Here is an 18,585-nt window from a genome sequence, read left to right on the forward strand (position 1 = left end):
TTCCCACTTTCGTTACCTTTTTATTTGCACTAACGTTCTACCGTTAGGGCGATACCTTGGCCGCCACCAATACATAAGGTCGCAAGACCTTTCTTAGAATCACGTTTTTCCATTTCATGAAGTAGTGTAACTAAGATACGAGCACCTGAAGCACCAATTGGGTGACCTATTGCAATCGCACCACCGTTAACATTGACGATATCTGTATTGAAGTTTAATTCATGGATTACTGATAAAGCTTGGGCAGCAAATGCTTCATTAGCTTCAATTAAATCTAAATCTTCAACAGACCATTCAGCACGAGCTAATGCACGTTTTGTTGCTGGAATTGGACCTGTACCCATGATAGCTGGATCAACCCCGCCAGAAGCATAAGATTTAATGGTAGCAAGTGGTTTAATACCTAATTGATCTGCTTTTTCTTTAGTCATGACGATTAAGATAGCTGCTCCATCGTTTAAACCTGAAGCATTACCCGCAGTTACAGTTCCGCCATCTTTCTTAAAGGCTGGTCTTAATTTACCAAGAGATTCTGCAGTAACACCTTTACGTGGAAATTCATCGGTATCGAAAACAATTGGGTCACCTTTACGTTGTGGAATTTCAATCGGAACAATTTCATCTTTAAATTTACCAGCTTCAATCGCAGCAACTGCACGTTGTTGTGAGGTAGCGGCTAATTCATCTTGTTGTTCACGGGTAAAACCAAATTTTTCGGCGATATTTTCAGCAGTAATCCCCATATGATAATGGTTAAAGGCATCGGTTAAACCATCTTTAATCATGGTATCTACTACTTTTGCGTCTCCCATCCGAGCGCCCCAACGTTGTCCTTGTAAGACATAAGGTGCTTGAGACATGCTTTCAGTACCACCGGCAACGACAACTTCGTTATCGCCTGCAATAATTGATTGAGCAGCTAAGGCAACAGCCTTCAAGCCTGAACCACACACTTTATTAATAGTAAAAGCAGATGATTCTTTAGGGATACCGGAATTAATTAGGACTTGACGAGCCACGTTTTGGCCCAAGCCTGCGCCTAAAACATTACCCAAGATAACTTCATTTACTTCAGATGGATCTAAATTAATCTCTTTTAAAGATGCTTTAACAACTTCTGTCGCCATATCCACCGCATTGATGTTCTTTAAAGAACCACCAAATGAACCTAATGCTGTACGTTTTGCTGAAACAATTACTACTTCTTTCAAAGAAAGACCTCCTTTATTCTGTCCGTTCCATTTTCTAAAAGCGCTTACAGATATTATTGTAAACTATGCTTTCATAAATATCTACCAATAAAAAATTAACAAATCTATAAGTTTTACTTATAGATTTGTTATAGTAACTATATTATTCTACTGGTTGGTAAAATAATTCAATAATTCGGTTATAAAGTTCTTCTTTGAGGATAGGATGTTCCGGTAATGAAGGACGGCATATATAAAAATTAAATGGAATATAGTTATTAATTGGCCGCATAATATTTTTCTCTTTATTAATATAACGTTTTATTGGAGCTGGTAAAATTGTAATAAGATCAGTTTGCTGGGTACACTCCACTAAATAATCCCAAGATGATGAAAACATCAATATATTACCGGATAATTTTTCTTTCTCTAATCGCTCTTGGACTAAATCATATGTAGTAAATGACTTTGAAAAGGTAGAAATTGGATATTGTTTCAAATCCTTCCACTCAATCGATACTTTTTCAGATAATGGATGATGGATATCCATAAAAGCTGCCATTTGATCAACTTGAATAATTTGTTGCTCAAACTTATTCGGATCAAGGTTGGTTGGTTCGATTAGTACGGCTAGATCTAATTCTTTATCAATTAGCTTTTTCCGTAAACCAATAGAACCATCTTCAACTACTTCAATATAGATATCAGGATTTTCAAGCATAATTTGCGTAAAGAATGAAGCAAAGTAAAAACGTAAAATTAAAGAAGGAAGACCTACGCGAATGGTCCCTTGGTGCTTGCCGGCTTCAATTTCAATTTTTTCTCTTAATAACTGATATTCTCTAACAATTTCTTGTGAGGCTTCATAGATCACTTGGCCAATCGCGGTTAAGGAATCTAATCGTCCATTCTTCCGTTCAAAGAGGTCAACCTGCTGTTCTTTTTCAAAGTTAGTGATAAACTGACTCAAGGCGGACTGGCTAATATGAATTTTCTTAGATGCCAAAGACAAGTTAAAACCACATTCGACGATGTTAACAAAATATTCCATCTGAGTTATATCAAACTTCATAACGGTGCTCCCTCTAGTAACAATTATTTGATATCAAAATAGTATAGTCATATTGTATCATATGTAAGCGGTTAAATCTATAACTTTTTCTTATAGGTTCTTTAATTATGTTTAATTTGTTTTTTTATAAAATGTCGCTTATACTATGTGTAAGCGCTTTAGATGTCCGTTTCTTTGGTTTGAATAATAAAAAAGGGAGAGATTTACTTATGAATAAATTAGAAGTACTTAAAGAAATGTATCCAGAAGACGTATATGGCTACTCATCAGCCTTAACCGAAAAAGAAGTAGCTATTTTACAAAATCTTCGCCATGAATTAGAAACTCGCGTACGTCCAATTTTAATTGACTCATATGAAAACGCTGAATTACCACGTGAAGAAATTCTTGGTGCTTTCGCTGCTGCGCGTATCATGGATCACCCAGATTTATTTGAAGGCCGCGAAGATAAATGGAAAGCACGCGAAATCTACAATACTTTCTTATATTTAGAATTAGCTCGTTTTGACCCATCTGTTGCTACTTTCTATACTGTTCACGGTGGTTTAGGTTACAACACCATTTTAATTGGTGGTTCAGAAGAACAAAAAGAAAAATATGCAACTAAAGTTCGTACCATGACTGGTCAAACCTGTTTCGCTTTAACCGAACCTGATCATGGTTCTGATATTGCCGGTGGTTTAGCTACAACGGCTGAATTCAAAAACGGTGAATGGGTCTTAAACGGTGAAAAACGTTGGATTGGTGGCGCTAAGACTGCCGACTTCATCCCAGTGTTCGCCCGTGACGTTGCCGACAACAAAATTAAATGTTTCATGGTCGCTAAAGGATCTGAAGGGCTTTCTGTTGAAAACGTAGAACATAAGATTGCTTTACGTATCGTAAACAACGGACATATCACCCTTAAGGATGTCAAAGTTAAAGACGAAGATCGTTTAGTGAATATTAATGGCTTTGGTGATGTTGCTAAGATTTTCGTATTCACTCGTGTTGACGTAGCCCACATTGCTATGGGTACTGCTGCTGGTGCTTTCAATGCTGCTTTACGTTTAACGACTGATCGTGAACAATTCGAACGTAAGATTGCTAGCTTCCAATTAGTACAAGAAAAATTAGCAACTATGCAAGCTAATGTCGCTGCATGTATTGCTTACTCAGCTCGTGTAGCTGAACTCCAAGAAGAAGGCACTGCTAAGATGTTCAATTCTTCTCTAGCTAAATTACATAATGCTAAACGGATGCGTGAAACAGTAGCCTTAGCTCGTGAAGTTTGTGGTGGTAATGGTATCACTTATGAAACAGAAGTCGCTCGCTTCTTCACTGATGCTGAAGCAATTTATACTTATGAAGGAACCCATGAAGTGAACTCATTGATTGTTGGTCGTGAATTAACTGGTATTGGAGCTTTCCTCTAATATTCACTTAATAATAAAAAACGCTGGGAATATCCCAGCGTTTTTTATTATTAAATTTTTCCTTGGTATTTAAAGCCGACTCATTTACACTAAAATTATAATCAATTAGAAGGAGATGTTATTAATGAAAGAAATCGAAAAAGAATTTCAAGTGACTCCCGAGCTTAGCGCTGCCAAGATGGGATCTGGACAACTCGAAGTCTTAGCTACCCCTGCTTTAATCGCCATGATGGAAAATACGACCCAGGATTTATTAAATGGTGTTTTAGAAGCAGGACAATCCTCTGTAGGGACTCAAATCCAGTGTAATCATCTTAAAGCTTCTGCAATCGGTAGTTCAATCATTGTTAAAGCCCGTTTAATTAAAAAAGATCAGCGTTTTTATAGTTTTGAATTAGAGGCATTTGACGGAGAAAATATGATTGCTAAAGGTAGCCATCAGCGGGCTATTATTAATGTCAAAAAGTTTATGGCGCGTTTATAGGACTTTCGACCCACAGCAACAGATGTCACTAAGGTTGACCATTATAAACACTCGCTTGAGCCGCTCCGTGCCAGTCAACCCCTAGTTGTTCTTGTGATTCTGATAGTGAGTGCCCATAGGTAAGACCGACATATTGGAGGCCATTATAGGCAAAACGCTCTTCATAAAAATGATAATATAACAAGACTAAAAGCAATAAAGTCACTGCTAAAATTAAACTACTTATTTTTTTCTTCATTGAATTAGCTCCCAATCTTATCTATTAAAAAAGTCTCTAAGCTCTTGGCTTAGAGACGATTTAATAGTTCAAACGATTAATCCGCGGTACCACTCTATTTAATAAGCTCTATGACTAGCTTATTCGCTTTGCATGATAACGCTATGTAGCGGGGATTAGTGCAAAAGAAAATCTTTATTATTCTCCTTCTGCCGCTTCCCATCACCTAAGGGCGGTTCAACTAAGTAAGATGAATAGTCTCCCACCAACACTATCTCGCTAATTAATCCTTCTTAGTCTACTCACTTAAGCTACGATTTTGTATGCCTAGTGTATCAATAACCACTTGCAAAGTCAAGTGGAAAATGAGAAAAACATTAAAATTTATCCATTTTATGAGGAATTCTTAACAACGGTTAAAAATATTATTCCAAGGCTATTCGTGATAGACTGGTTAGTGAGAAAGCGAGGTTCACAATGAAAATTACTTTACACACTTATCTTACCCTTTTTAGAACAACCTTCACCCTCTCGACCTTCACTTTTGGAGGGGGCTATGTCATTATCCCCCTTATGAAACGACGGTTTGTGGACGAACTTGGTTGGCTAACCGAAGATGATATTATTAACTACACCACCATTGCTCAGTCGAGTCCGGGCGCAGTTGCCGTCAACGCCTCGATTCTTGTCGGCTATGAAATAGCCGGTTGGCTGGGGGCTTTAGTTGCCATTATCGGGACCATTCTGCCTCCTTTTATTATCCTTTCTTTAGTAACTATCTTCTATAATGCTTTTCGGACCAACTCCGTTATTGCAGCAATCTTAAAAGGTATGCAGGCTGGGGTAGCCGCAGTCATTTTAGATGTTGCTTTAGACCTTGCTCAAAAAGCCTTGGCCGTGCATAAAGGCTTTTCCCTCCTAGTTATGTTGGCGGCCTTTGTCAGTGTTTATTTCCTTAAAATCAATATTGTTTATGTTATTTTAGTGGTTACCTTGTTAAGCTTAATTCGCTATTTCAGCCTCAAATTAAGTTCTAAAGGAGGCCAATAAAATGATTATATGGAAACTATTTCTTGTCTTTATTCAGGTTGGAACCTTCTCAATTGGAGGCGGCTTAGCTGCAATTCCTCTGATTCAAGATTTAATTGTGACCCAGAATCAATGGATGAGTCTCAAAGAATTTACTGATTTAATTACCATCGCCCAAATGACTCCGGGTCCTATTGCGGTAAATTCAGCTACCTTTATCGGTCTCCGCATGGCGGGCTTACCCGGAGCTATCCTAGCGACCCTAGGATGTATCTTGCCCTCACTTATTATTATTATGACCTTAGCTTACCTTTATAAGCGGTTCCGTCAACTGGGCGTCCTCGATGCCTTGTTAAATGGTTTAAAACCAGCAATCGTCGCTTTTATTACTTCTGCTGGTCTGACTATCTTAGACGCTTCCTTGACAGATACCCGCTACCTGCCCCAAGCTCCCCTTGATTGGATTGCTTGCATCCTATTCATTGCTGCCTTCATCATCCTCCGTAAATGGAAACTTGATCCGATCATGGTCATGGTGGGAACTGGAATTATCGGCGGTATAATTTACCTATTTATTTAATTGCAAAATAAAAATATCCAGAGACTGGGCAAAAAAGCCCAATCCCTGGATGTTTTTTTATAATTTATTCATTTCAGATAATTCTGATCGTTTAGTCCTTTGGTGGTAACATCTTAGCTTCACCAGTCACAACCGTATCACCATTTTGGTTTGTTACGGTTGTATCAAATAAGATACGACCTTTTTCATCAATTTCTTTGATAGTTACGGTCGCAGTAATCGTATCATTGAAATAAACTGGCTTTCTAAATTGAAGGGTTTGAGAAAGATAAATTGTTCCTGGTCCAGGCAGTTTAGTTCCAAAAACTGCTGAGATTAAACCAGCAGAGAACATACCATGAGCAATCCGTCCTTTAAACATTGAATTCTTAGCATAAACATCATTGACATGAGCTGGGTTTAAGTCTCCCGTTACACCTGCGAATAAAACTACATCAGCTTCGGTTACTGTCTTAGTAAATGAATCTGATTGACCTACATAATATTTTTCTTCTGTCATACTTATACACTCCTTAATTTTTTGTTATAACTAATATATATGAAAGCGTGCTATAATTGGCCTAAAGCCATAGAAAAGGAGCAGACTCATGTTCTTCTACCCTTATCAATATATAACACTTGAAAATGACGAAAACATCGCCTACATCCAAGATCTCAGTCTCGATAAACCGAACCTACTTTTTCTACATGGTAACCTGTCTTCTGCTAGCAATTGGACGCGAACCCTTCAGGCCTTAGCTGGCGATTATAATCTTTATGCCCTAGACTTGCGTGGCTTTGGCCAATCCAGCTACCATCATAAAATTTCCCATCTCAGTGATTTTGCCCAAGATGTTAAACGATTTATCCAGACGATGAACCTTAATGATTTAACAATCATAGGCTGGTCAGCCGGTGGTGGGGTTGCTTTAGAAGTTGCAGCCCTCTTACCAGATACGATTAAACAAGTCATTTTAGTTGCCTCGATTGGCCTACGTGGTTTTGAAGACATTATTGATGTCTTCCCAAACGTTTTACCCTTGTTTAATCCCTTTGGTCAAGCATCTTCTGAGTTTGCTCACCAGTCTATTGTTAGCCATATGGAATCTAACTTCCGGCTACGAAATCGTTTCTTCTTTCAACGTTTACTTCATGCTGGCATCTTTCAACGTAGCCACTTAGACCCTACTTATGAAAACCGCCTCACCATGGATGCCATGCGACAACAAAATTTTGGCGACTTCTATTATAGTCTACTTTACTTTAACCTTGAGGAAGAACTCCAGCAAATGGGATATTCATCCTTAAGCACTATTAAATGTCCGGTTCATATTTGGCATGGTGTTTACGACCGGGTGGTTGAAAGTAAAGAAGCTTATGCCTTCAAAGCCGCTTTTGGTAAACAAGCCCATTTAAAAATATTCAAACAATCAGGCCATGCGATTATGGATGATGAATTTGAATTATTCATTGAAAGTATCCGTGCGATTGTTTAACTAGCGCTGATAAAAAGGGTTGAGGCCTAGCGCCTCAACCCTTTTTATCAGCGCTAGTAAATAAGTTTAACCTTGGACGCTTATTTTGAGTGGTCTTTAACCCAATCAGAGATCATTGGTACAACGATTTTTTGAGACTTACCAGATACAAACAATCCAATATGACCGGTTTCAATGCAATGTTCTTCAAAGTCTTTAGAACCCACATATTTCTTCATCTTATCTGAAGAAGAATTCGGTACTTGGTGGTCAAATTTAGCATAAATATGGAGAACTGGACATTGGATATTTTTCATATCCACTTGTTCATCGCCAATTATCAATTCGCCTTTGACTAATTTATTATCACGGTAAAGGTCATTGTTGAATTGACGGATGGTTTCACCGGCTTGACCTGGAGAGTCAAAAATCCATTTTTCCATCGCAATGAAGTTAGTCATCTTATCTGCATCATCGAGTGAATCAATTAAATCAAGATACTTGTTAGTTGTTAAAGTAACAGGTTGTAACATTAAGAAACCATTGTTCATGAAATCACCTGGTACAACACCATAGGCATCTACGATAGAATCGATGTCTAAATATGGTCCCCATTTGAACAGTAATTTTTCATCAGTATCAAAGTCAATTGGGGTTACTAAAGTAATTAAGTTTTTGATTTTTTCAGGGCGTAATGATGTATAAATTGTAGAGAAAGTACCACCTTGGCAAATCCCCATCAAGTTGATTTGATCATAACCAGATTCTTCACGGATATAATCCACAGCTTCATCTAAATAACCAAGAATATAGTCTTCCATGGTCATATACATATCATCTTTAGTTGGATAACCCCAGTCGATAAGGTAAAGGTCTAAACCGGCATCTAATAATCCACCGATAAAAGATTTTCCTTCTTGGAGGTCCATCATATAGTATTTATTTACCAAGGCATAAGAAATTAAGACAGGGGGAGATATGAGTTTTTTAGATTTTGGTACGTAATGATATAAAGTTACTTTATCAGATGTATAGACTGCTTCTTTTTCAGATACACCTTTTTTAGGTAATTCTAGGTGGGCTAAGGTATCAATTGCACCTAGCATTTTCTTTTGTGAATGAATCACATCTTCAAAGTTTTGTTTATTTATTTCTAATAATTCATCAAACATAATCAGATTCCCTCCTTGTAGATTTTAATTATTTACTTTCTTTAGCAGTAGTTGTACTTGATTTTGTTGCGCGTGCAGCTGGTTTACGAGCAGGCTTAGCTGCCGCTTTAACGGGTGCATTTGCTTCAACTTCATCACTTGCATGTAATTCTTTTAATTCCTTCTTTAAACTACGAATTTCACGTTTCATTTCGTGAACCTTCTTATATAAACTCCGCATATCAGATTCTAAAACGATTGGCGTATTTGCTAAATAACGTTCTAAGACTGCATTTTGGCGCGTTCTCGCTTGGGCAAAAGCAGAAGAGAATTCCCCTAATAATTCTGCAAACTCATCAGTATAGAAGTAAGCATTCAAGGTAGATTCAATTTGTTTAGACCAGTAATAATAGAATTCCTTATAAGTCTTAGGTTGTTCATTCTTTTCAACTAATTCCATGAAGTCTTTCATATGGTTCTTTAAGTGAGTTTGTGTCACTTGGCTCAATTTAGAAGAGAATTCAGAAGAAACTACTAAAAGACGAACTAATTGATCCATATATTGGTTTTGAGCTTCGTAGAATTCTGCATTGTTCCCCATTAAAGGTGACTTAATTACAGCACCAAATGTTTGAGCATAGGTATCTTGCCATAAATCATAGAATTCAGATAATTTAGCCGTATCCCCTAAAAGACTTTGATTATATAAATAAGTTAAGTCTTCAGCAGCATCTTTCCAAGGTTTCCAGAAAGTATCATTTTGTTGACTTAGAGCTTCAAGCATTTGTTGAGGTGCTTCCATGAAAGCTTTAACTTGAACTGGAATAAATGGTTCAACTAAGGTTTGGTAATTTACCTTACCTTGTTCTACTAATTGGTTCCAAGTTTTTTCAAGTTCTTTACCAGCAGGCTGAGCTACGGTGTCTACAAATTCTTGATAGAACTTATACATATTTTCGTATATTTGAGAAGCATTGGTCATCTTAGCAAAAATATCCCGCGTATCTTTAGATAAAAATTTTGTATAAGTGCTTGGATCCACTTGGAATAAGTTTTGCATTTGCTTCGTATAATCATTCATATTTGGCAATTGGGCCATGTATTGACCCATCGGGCTATTCTTATAAGCATCTTGCCAAGCCTTAACTGAATCTTTTTGAACTTGGTCAAAATTTTGCAATGCTTGGAAAGGATTAAATAATTGATTTGCTTGCGGCATGAAAGGATTAAATAAAGATGGGGCTTGTTGGTCGCCACCTACAGCTTTTTGATAAGATTCATAAGCTTTTTCTTGTGAATCTAACCAAGTTTTATAGGGAGCAGTCCATTGATTTGTCATTGATTCATTTCCTAATTTTGAAACATTTTCCAACCAGTTTTTTTGCGTATCTAGCCATTGACCATATAAATCTTGACTCATATTCTTTCCTCCTTAAAATTTTAAAAAAATCAAACGGTTAGTAACTACAACTCCATCAACTTATCTAAGTGGCAAAAGTAACTTTTATTAGAATTTGATGATAAAATTCTGCTTTCAACCCTCTGAATCCGTCGATACCTTCATTTTAAAGGAAGTGGTAACGCTTTTTAAGGGTAAAATAGAAAAAAAGTCATATGAAAAATTAATATGTACCATTAATTTAATTAATATGATAAATATAATTTTAATATATTAATATTTTTTCAAAACTAGTAATTGTAAACGCTTCTATTATGCGATGATGAATATTTAATTAGTATTATTTTCATTTTTTTGAGTTCAGGAATTATAATTGTTTGTGAAAAACGATAGGTTTTATTAGATTTTCTCATAATCTCTTCTCCTGATCATCTGTTTAAACACTTTTTAGGTGTAGTCCCACCTTATTTTCCTGGAAATCCCCTCCAAACTTATAGGTCCTATAAGCAAATAAAGATAATTGATCTTTCATAATCTTTAAAAATTAGCTCCCACCCTTATTTTTAATATGCCGCACTATTCTTTCTACAAATTTTTGGTCAAATAGTTGATATTATACAAAAAATAGGATTGAGTAAAAATACCCAATCCTTTTACTGTTTTGTAATAAAATTTACTATAACAAGCAAGTCCAATATATGTTCTAACTTAAAAATAAAGTAGCTTCTTTATAACAAGTTAACTTTGTTGGCGCTGACGTTGAGCTAATGCCTGATAATCGATACCACGACTTAGAGCCCAATCACGAAGTTGACCATTGATTACTACTGGACAAGTGGCGATTGCTTCAATCGATTCCACGCCTAGCATCAACATCATATGGGAAATTGAATCCCGCCAGTCATTCACTACTTGAACGCAATCTTCAATAGATAGTTGATCAACTAAGGCCAAGAAGCGCCCAGATAAACCAACCGCTTTGGCACCTAAGGCATAAGCTTTAACCATATCTAAATAACTACGGATACCGCCAGAGGCAAGAATTCGAGCCTGATCTTGGAAAGCGAGTGCTTCTAAGAGTGATTCAGGGGTTGTCTGCCCCCAGTTGCCTAAATCTTGAAAGTCGAGCCGCGTCCGTCGATCATTTTCAATTTGGACAAAGTTAGTTCCACCGCGACCTGAGACATCGATATTCTCTACCCCAACACTAATTAAATCAGAGATGGTTTCGCGTGACATCCCAAAGCCAACTTCTTTAACAATCACAGGCAAACCCAGATGAGCCACAATTTGACTGATATTATCGAGCCACATGCCATAATCCCGGTCCCCTTCTGGCATCACTACTTCTTGCGGAATATTCAAGTGAATTTGTAAAGCATTGGCATCCAATAAGTCAACCGCACGTTTAGCATTTTCCAAGTTATGGTGGGCGCCCAAATTCGCCATCACAAATCCATTTGGATTATATTGCCGAACCACCTGAAAGGAATCTGCCACTAGGGGTTGACTAAGTGCAATTGAAACCGACCCTGTAGCCATGGGCAATCCTGTTTCATGAGCTACTTGGGCAAGTTTTTGGTTATATTGTTTGGTTTTTTCCGTGCCTCCGGTCATACCATTAATATAGAAGGGCCAACTATGGTCCTGGTTAGCCCAATGACTGGATAAATCTAAATGATCTTGCCGAACTTGGTTCAAAGAATGATGGACAAAACGGAGATCATTAAAGGCTGACACCCGGTCTTTTCTTTGTTGCTCCAAAGCTAAACGAACATGATCATTCTTGCGTGTTTGTGCTAGGTTCATGTATTTCTCCTTCAAAAAGTTTGGCTAATTTGTAAATCTAAATAAGTAATCTCTTGTTTTTCCCAGGCACGAATTAAGTCAGTCTTCCGTGCTTCTAGGCCACCTAAGGCTATACCACAGTCGCCCCCACCCGCTCCGGAAGATTTAGCCGCATAGCCATAGACTTGGGCTAGGCTAATCATCGTTTCTAATTGCGGCGTTAAAATACCCAGCTTTAAATGATGAGATAGGTTATCCAATTGTTGACCGATCTTATTGATTAAGCTTTGACTTTGGCCTACATCATCTTGAATCAAGGCAGTTTTTAAAGCCAAGACCGCATCCTTATTCTCAGCTAAAAACTCCTGATAAAGCTGAGGTTCCTGTTGACTGGCCTCTTTAAAATTAGCCACAAAATGGTCAGAAGAGGCAGGACTCTGGGTCCATGCCACTAAAAAGTCAATTTTACTAGGTACTGGCAAAGATTCAATTTGCAAGTTCGGCCAGGAATTTTCCAAAAAGAAATCAATCGTTTGATTCTGAGAAACCTGGTCAGCTAACCATTGGCGATCTGGGGCTTGATAATAGACCCAGCCTCCAAAGGCAGCGGCAGCTAGGTCACCAAAGGACCCATTATTGCCCAGGTTAACTAGGGCTAGGACAGCTAATTTATAAACATCTAAAGGGGAATCAGCCTGGTAACCATAAAAATCAAGGAGGGCTCTAATCGTAGCTACTGTAATAGCGCCAGAGGAACCTAGCCCAAATTTTTTGCCGCTAACTTCCTCGACTAAGTCACTCATTGTTTCTAAATGATAATCAGCGATGACTTGTCCCTTCTGACGAAAGAAAACTTCAACAATCTGAATCGCAGCTAAACAATAAGTCCAATAGGCCTCTTCTTGCGGAATACTTCCATTTTGCCTTTGGTAATGGTAATTGGCCTGACCCTTGGCTTGACTCAAAATCCCCTGGTTCAGAGTCGAACTTGGCTTAATTGTAACTTTTACATAGCGTTTCAAGGCTAATAAAATAGCCGGTTGCCGTGGGGCTAAGACCGCATATTCTCCAGCTAAGTATAATTTTCCTGGAGCAAATCCTTGTCCTTGAGAGTTAAGTGTTGGGTCATGCTTAATTTTTTTTAACATCTTTCACTCCTATACCGCATAAGGCGCGGGACCTGGCCGGCTAATAACCAAGTGATCTTCAGCAAAATCGTCTAAGAGGGCTTGCCGAATGGCTTCAACTTGGGAATAAGGACAGATAACTTTGACGTTTGGTCCTGCGTCCATGGTGAAATAAGCAGAATAACCAGCCTGGCGTAGTTGACGTACCCGTTCCATCGCTAAGAGTGATTGGGCTTGCCAGTATGTAAAAGAGGGGTTAGACGCAATCATCGTCGCATGCATTTTCATGGCATTGTGCTCGGCAATTATCCCAATTTGATCGATATTCCGGTCTTTGATGGCATCCTCCATGGCACTTAAGTCTTTGGCCACTTCTTCGGGCCATAAGGCATAAAAAGGTGAACTTTGCATGGTATGTTCCATCCCTTGCCGGCTAGAAATCTTCTTAGGGCCAGGATTCACTAGGACCACTAACATGGCAATATCCCAATCAGCTGGATCAATTTGTTGGGCATAGGACGAGGCCGAATCATCCCCTTGGCCCTTATGCCAAAGCGCAAAACCTCCGAACAAGGAACGACTAGCTGACCCCGAACCCTGGCGGGCATAGACGGAAACTTCTTCTGGACTTAAACCTAAACCCAGCGCTTGGTTACTTGCCGCAGCTAAGGCTGCAAAAGCCGAAGCAGAAGAAGCCAAACCAGCCGCCGTCGGCACATGGTTTCGACTAGTAATTTGGACAGGGAGCGACATATTAAAGTCTCGCCGAAATAAGTCCACAAAATTTGACACCTTGGCTAGACTCTGACCCGTTTGAACTTGTCCGTCTAAAGTGAAAGAATCTTCTTTCAAGCTAGGATCAAAAAGCACTTCCGTTTCAGTATAAAAAGCATCGAGTGTCAAAGACAGACTCGATGTGACTGGTAAAAATAAATTTTTATTCCGCTTACCCCAATATTTAACTAAAGCAATATTGGTATGGGCCCGCATCCGGGCTTGATATTTATCTGCTGTCATAGCCATCCTCCTAGAAAACACTCAATAAATTAGGCAAATTTATTTAAATTTAAGGTCCAAGTCTTGTGCGCACCTGCCTGCTTCATAGCTTTGGCAATAGCCTTGGCTTGGTTTAAATTCTCGGCTAAGGTAATCACACATCCGCCCATACCGCCACCGGTTAATTTAGCACCTAAGGCCCCTGCCATCCATGAAGCATTAATGATTCGATCTAATCGTTCGTTAGATACCCCTAATTGATTCAGATAATAATGATTGTAGGTCATGAGTCGACCTAGCTCAGCTGGATTTTTATCCTGAATGGCTGTATAGGCTTGCTCAACAAAATTACCGATGCTTTCCATTAACTCTGCAACGAATTCTTTTTGCTGTAATTTTAGTTGAAGCACTCGGGAAACAGCTTGTTGGGTGCGTCCTTCCATACCTGAATCAGCTAAAACTAAATAAGCATTTAAATCTAGCGGGAAATTAAAGGGTTTTTGACTCTTCCGGTAGATGACTGGTTTATCGGAAGCTGTAATTAAGGTATCCAAGCCAGACGTTGATTCATGAGCAATAGCCTCAGCTTGATTTACCAGGAGATGTAATTGGTAATCTGAAATAGAATAATTAAAGTAGTCACAAATAGCCCGGACTAAAGCAACGGATACTGCTGCCGACGATCCCATTCCTCGTCCAGCAGGAATGTCTGAATCAATCTTAATCAATAGTGCTTTACGATCAAACTGGAAGGAATCCCGGGTTAGGTTTACCAGGGCCTGGATATTCTCCATTTGCTTGGGGACAGTGGTTAGGGGCCCCGTATAAATAGAACTTTGAATAAAATCGCGGCCAATTTGGTTGGCTTGAACTTTTACCCGAACTTGAACGGAAGTAAAGGGAATAGCAATTGCAGGATAATCATAGACCACAGCATGTTCGCCCATTAAAATGATCTTACTATGCGCATGGCCGTAGCCACAGTTACTTGCGCGAACCATATCTTGACTCACATATTTATTTTGCCAATCTGTCATACTAATCCCCTTTCTCCCTCTTATTTTGACAATAATCCTAATTTATTTTACATGGAAAAGGCGGATTTAGCAAAGAAAAAACTATATATTCACGTCTATACTATATTTAAAGCGCTTTTTTTATGCTAAAATAAAGGTTACATTAGAAAAGTTCTGCAAATAAAATTTGAGGTGAGTAAATGCCTGTAAAAATCAATAACTATTACCAGTTCTCGCGTGACCAGTGGTCACAATTAATGGAAACCGATGACTTAACCATTGATGTCAAACGTCTTCAAGAATTGGTATCCCTGAATGACCGGTTATATCAAGAGGATATCGACGAAATCTATGCCCCTCTTTTAAAATATATCCATATTTTCTTAGAAAATATGAATAAATTAAACCATATCAAACATCGCATGCTCCACAAACCAAATTTAGCCAATTCAACCCCGTTTATTATTGGTATTTCTGGTTCGGTTGCCGTTGGTAAATCCACCATTGCGCGGGTCCTACATAAAATGCTGGCCAAAATTTATCCTGACCGGAAAGTAGATATGATGACCACCGATGGTTTCCTATACTCCAATGCCCAACTCCAAGAAGAAAACCTATTTGACCGCAAGGGCTTTCCTGAATCCTATGATATGAAAGCCTTAATCCATTTTATGAACACGGTCAAAACCACTAATGATCCCGCTCAATACCCTCATTACTCTCACGAGAGCAATGATATTGTAGCCGGAGAATTCATAACCATTGATAATCCTGATATTTTAATTATTGAAGGGATTAACACCCTCCAATTACCTCAAAATGAACATATTTATGTTTCCGATTTCTTTGATTTCTCCATTTATGTTGATGCCGACCACCGGGATATTAAAAATTGGTATACCCAACGGTATCGGATGTTAATGGAACTATCCAAAGACCAACCTGATTCTTTCTTCTATCCTATGCTTTCCTGGCCAGAAGAAAAAATCAAAGACTTTGGCGATGAAGTTTGGTATACTGTTAATTTAACCAACTTAGTTCAAAATATTGAACCTACTATGGAGCGAGCGGACATTATTATCCATAAGTCAGCTGATCACTCCGTCGATTTAGTCAAAGTAAGAAAATACTAGAAGAAAAGAAAGGAAGATTTAATGGATACCATCCAATCTTTAAACGAGATTGAAAAAATCATCGTGCTTGACTTTGGTAGTCAATATAATCAACTCATTACCCGACGTTTACGGGAACTTGGGGTTTACAGTGAACTCCTCTCCAATAAATTAACAGCAGATGAAATCATAGCTAAGGGCAATGTTAAAGGAATTATCCTATCGGGTGGACCTAAGTCGGTCTATGCCAACGATGCTTATCACGTTGATCCAGCGATTTTTGAATTGGGGATTCCAGTCTTGGGCATTTGTTATGGAATGCAATTAATTACCTATTTATTTAAAGGCAAAGTAGAACGCGGTCACCACCGTGAATACGGTCAAGCTCCCATCCAAATTCTAAAAAATGATTCAGCCTTTTTTAAAGGCTTAGGTGACTCACAACAAGTCTTGATGAGCCACGGTGACTTAGTCACCCAAGCCCCCCAAGGCTTTGAAGTCACCGGCCAAACTGCAGCTTGTCCTATTGCTGCCTTCGAAAATCCTGAACGGAATATTTACGGAGTCCAATTCCATCCTGAAGTTCGCTTATCCGTCAACGGCAATACCATGTTAAAGAACTTTGCCTTTAATATCTGTGGTGCTCAAGGCAACTGGACCATGGAAAACTTCATTGACCTAGCTGTCCAAAGTATCCAGGAAAAAGTTGGCAATCGTAAAGTTCTTCTTGGCCTATCTGGTGGGGTTGACTCCTCCGTCGTGGGTGTCCTCTTACAAAAAGCGATTGGTGACCAACTGGTTTGTATATTTGTCGACCACGGTCTGCTCCGTAAAAACGAAGGCGATAGCGTCATGGCAGCCTTAGAACAATTTGGTCTCCATATTATCCGGGTTGATGCTAAAAACCGCTTCCTAACTAAACTAGCCGGTGTGGCCGACCCTGAACGGAAACGTAAAATTATCGGGAACGAATTTGTTTATGTCTTCGATGACGAAGCTAGCAAATTAAACGGCATTGACTTCCTGGCCCAAGGAACCCTTTATACCGATGTAATTGAATCTGGTACTGACTCAGCCCAAACCATCAAGTCGCACCACAATGTGGGCGGACTACCCGAAGATATGCAATTTGAATTGATTGAGCCCTTAAATACCCTCTTTAAAGATGAAGTTCGCGCCCTAGGCGAAGCCCTAGGTATGCCACATAATATCGTCTGGCGACAACCCTTCCCTGGCCCAGGCCTAGCCATCCGGGTCCTAGGAGAAGTCACAGAAGAAAAATTAGAGATCGTCCGCGAATCCGATGCCATCCTCCGCGAAGTCATCGCCCAACGTGGCCTTGAAAAAGATGTATGGCAATACTTCACCGTCTTACCGAATGTTAAATCAGTCGGTGTCATGGGGGACGAACGGACCTACGACCACATGGTCGGCATCCGCGCCATTACCTCCATCGACGGCATGACCGGAGAATTCGCCCAACTACCATGGGATGTACTCCAAGAAATCTCCACCCGGATCGTTAACGAAGTCGCCCACGTCAACCGGATTGTCTATGATATCACCGGGAAACCTCCTGCAACGATAGAGTGGGAATAATCACAAAAAAATTAAAAGCTTTTTAAAATCAACAGTTACAGATGATCAAAAACTGTAACCGGGATTAAAATGGGAACATTTGTTAAAAAGAATAAATTGAATAATAGTTCCAAGTGGTTTACATTTGGACAAAAAATAAGACCGTAGTTTTCAAGCTGCGGTCTTTTTGTGTGTAATTCAAAGCATATATTGTTAAGGGAAATTTGAGCAAATGGGGATTCATAAGGCTATTTCTTGTCTTCGTTGTTTTTATTACTACGTCCAACTGCTGACCCAACACCCGCACCTATACACATTCCGATTGCTATCCATAATCCAATATTGCCTCTTGCTGTACCTATTGCAGCTCCAAGTATCAATCCAAGAGATACACCCATTGCAACACTGTTTCCGATCTTGTTATCCTTGTCTTTATCATTTTTCATATTAAAATCCTCCTTACTTATAGTATATATGTTGTCTCCTCTAAATTCCAATTTACTGAATAATACTCTTCTATTCATTTGTATTATTCTTTACTTCTCTTTAAAAATCTTGATTTCTTAGGAAATGACAGTTTCCAATCCTCTAATTCTTCATCAGAGATTTCTCCGTAGTAATGCTTCTTTCTCATTTCATCCCACTCTACTAAAAAAACATCAAAGTGAAGATTGTGAGATAAAAGGGCAGTTGGTTCACCTTATCCTGCAAGTGGTCTAAATTTCATTTCTTTTTCATAATCAAAAATTATATGCATTATTTCAAAAATAGAATTAGGTTCATGATCGGAAATTTCAAGTTGAAGTTAGCCACTTATCATAAACAATGTGTTACCTACTAACTTACTGTATTGGTCTATCTAGTCAGTGCTTGACAATGAGCTGAGGCATGATAGGGTCATTCCAAGGCTGGCCTCTGCCAGCTTCCCAGACTTTCAGTCATGCCGAAGGAGACTCGTTGTCAAGCACTGACGAGTC

18 protein-coding genes are annotated in these 18,585 nt (G+C 38.8%); 7 read left to right on the forward strand and 11 right to left on the reverse strand.

Annotated features, from left to right (window positions below; all coding sequences use genetic code 11):
* Positions 1 to 29: 29 nt before the first annotated feature.
* Positions 30 to 1,211, reverse strand: a complete 1,182-nt coding sequence (locus G396_RS0103985; protein WP_028125117.1) for an acetyl-CoA C-acetyltransferase — start codon at positions 1,209 to 1,211, stop codon at positions 30 to 32.
* Positions 1,212 to 1,353: 142 nt separating this feature from the next.
* Positions 1,354 to 2,262, reverse strand: coding sequence for a LysR family transcriptional regulator (locus G396_RS0103990; protein WP_028125118.1), 909 nt, complete (start codon positions 2,260 to 2,262; stop codon positions 1,354 to 1,356).
* Positions 2,263 to 2,471: 209 nt separating this feature from the next.
* Between G396_RS0103990 and fadE the strand changes: the two genes are divergently transcribed.
* Positions 2,472 to 3,677 (forward strand): acyl-CoA dehydrogenase FadE, encoded by a 1,206-nt coding sequence (gene fadE / locus G396_RS0103995; protein WP_006419074.1) that lies wholly within the window; start codon positions 2,472 to 2,474, stop codon positions 3,675 to 3,677.
* Positions 3,678 to 3,801: 124 nt separating this feature from the next.
* Positions 3,802 to 4,161: a thioesterase family protein gene (locus G396_RS0104000; RefSeq protein WP_028125119.1), complete on the forward strand. Its 360-nt coding sequence runs from the start codon at positions 3,802 to 3,804 to the stop codon at positions 4,159 to 4,161.
* A gap of 28 nt (positions 4,162 to 4,189) precedes the next feature.
* Here G396_RS0104000 and G396_RS0104005 read toward each other — a convergent pair whose 3' ends face one another.
* Positions 4,190 to 4,399, reverse strand: coding sequence for a hypothetical protein (locus tag G396_RS0104005; RefSeq protein WP_028125120.1), 210 nt, complete (start codon positions 4,397 to 4,399; stop codon positions 4,190 to 4,192).
* A gap of 456 nt (positions 4,400 to 4,855) precedes the next feature.
* Here G396_RS0104005 and G396_RS0104010 point away from each other — a divergent pair, with 456 nt between their 5' ends.
* Together G396_RS0104010 and G396_RS0104015 are read left to right on the forward strand one after the other, a co-directional pair.
* Positions 4,856 to 5,428: a chromate transporter gene (locus tag G396_RS0104010; RefSeq protein ID WP_028125121.1), complete on the forward strand. Its 573-nt coding sequence runs from the start codon at positions 4,856 to 4,858 to the stop codon at positions 5,426 to 5,428.
* Position 5,429: 1 nt separating this feature from the next.
* Complete coding sequence (locus G396_RS0104015; protein WP_028125122.1) at positions 5,430 to 5,987, forward strand: chromate transporter; 558 nt, start codon at positions 5,430 to 5,432, stop codon at positions 5,985 to 5,987.
* A gap of 91 nt (positions 5,988 to 6,078) precedes the next feature.
* On the opposite strand, the gene G396_RS0104020 is transcribed toward G396_RS0104015, so the two are convergent.
* Positions 6,079 to 6,486 carry a MaoC family dehydratase gene (locus G396_RS0104020; protein ID WP_006419020.1) on the reverse strand — a complete coding sequence of 136 codons (408 nt, stop codon included), beginning with the start codon at positions 6,484 to 6,486 and terminating at the stop codon, positions 6,079 to 6,081.
* Between the two features lie 88 nt (positions 6,487 to 6,574).
* Here G396_RS0104020 and G396_RS0104025 point away from each other — a divergent pair, with 88 nt between their 5' ends.
* A complete protein-coding gene (locus tag G396_RS0104025; RefSeq protein ID WP_028125123.1) occupies positions 6,575 to 7,462 on the forward strand; it encodes an alpha/beta fold hydrolase in 888 nt (295 codons plus the stop codon).
* Positions 7,463 to 7,542: 80 nt separating this feature from the next.
* On the opposite strand, the gene phaC is transcribed toward G396_RS0104025, so the two are convergent.
* The 6 genes from phaC to mvk form a co-directional block, all read right to left on the reverse strand.
* Entirely contained in the window at positions 7,543 to 8,613 is a 1,071-nt protein-coding gene (gene phaC, locus G396_RS0104030) for a class III poly(R)-hydroxyalkanoic acid synthase subunit PhaC (protein WP_028125124.1), read from the reverse strand.
* 28 nt (positions 8,614 to 8,641) lie between these two features.
* Complete coding sequence (locus tag G396_RS0104035) at positions 8,642 to 10,012, reverse strand: poly(R)-hydroxyalkanoic acid synthase subunit PhaE (protein WP_028125125.1); 1,371 nt, start codon at positions 10,010 to 10,012, stop codon at positions 8,642 to 8,644.
* A 717-nt stretch (positions 10,013 to 10,729) separates the two neighbouring features.
* Positions 10,730 to 11,800: a type 2 isopentenyl-diphosphate Delta-isomerase gene (gene fni, locus G396_RS0104040; protein WP_028125126.1), complete on the reverse strand. Its 1,071-nt coding sequence runs from the start codon at positions 11,798 to 11,800 to the stop codon at positions 10,730 to 10,732.
* An 11-nt stretch (positions 11,801 to 11,811) separates the two neighbouring features.
* Entirely contained in the window at positions 11,812 to 12,927 is a 1,116-nt protein-coding gene (locus tag G396_RS10095; protein WP_051221103.1) for a phosphomevalonate kinase, read from the reverse strand.
* Positions 12,928 to 12,936: 9 nt separating this feature from the next.
* A complete protein-coding gene (mvaD, locus tag G396_RS0104050; RefSeq protein ID WP_006419028.1) occupies positions 12,937 to 13,923 on the reverse strand; it encodes a diphosphomevalonate decarboxylase in 987 nt (328 codons plus the stop codon).
* A 29-nt stretch (positions 13,924 to 13,952) separates the two neighbouring features.
* Positions 13,953 to 14,939 (reverse strand): mevalonate kinase, encoded by a 987-nt coding sequence (gene mvk / locus G396_RS0104055; RefSeq protein WP_051221105.1) that lies wholly within the window; start codon positions 14,937 to 14,939, stop codon positions 13,953 to 13,955.
* Positions 14,940 to 15,118: 179 nt separating this feature from the next.
* Here mvk and coaA point away from each other — a divergent pair, with 179 nt between their 5' ends.
* Positions 15,119 to 16,051: a type I pantothenate kinase gene (gene coaA, locus G396_RS0104060; protein ID WP_028125128.1), complete on the forward strand. Its 933-nt coding sequence runs from the start codon at positions 15,119 to 15,121 to the stop codon at positions 16,049 to 16,051.
* A gap of 21 nt (positions 16,052 to 16,072) precedes the next feature.
* On the forward strand, positions 16,073 to 17,629 hold the full coding sequence (guaA, locus tag G396_RS0104065) for a glutamine-hydrolyzing GMP synthase (protein ID WP_028125129.1): 1,557 nt from the start codon (positions 16,073 to 16,075) through the stop codon (positions 17,627 to 17,629).
* Positions 17,630 to 17,856: 227 nt separating this feature from the next.
* Here guaA and G396_RS10100 read toward each other — a convergent pair whose 3' ends face one another.
* Positions 17,857 to 18,054 carry a glycine zipper domain-containing protein gene (locus G396_RS10100; RefSeq protein ID WP_034907525.1) on the reverse strand — a complete coding sequence of 66 codons (198 nt, stop codon included), beginning with the start codon at positions 18,052 to 18,054 and terminating at the stop codon, positions 17,857 to 17,859.
* Between the last annotated feature and the right edge of the window lie 531 nt (positions 18,055 to 18,585).

Origin of the sequence: Eremococcus coleocola DSM 15696, from assembly GCF_000428865.1 — a bacterium.
In the GTDB taxonomy this organism is placed as follows: domain Bacteria; phylum Bacillota; class Bacilli; order Lactobacillales; family Aerococcaceae; genus Eremococcus; species Eremococcus coleocola.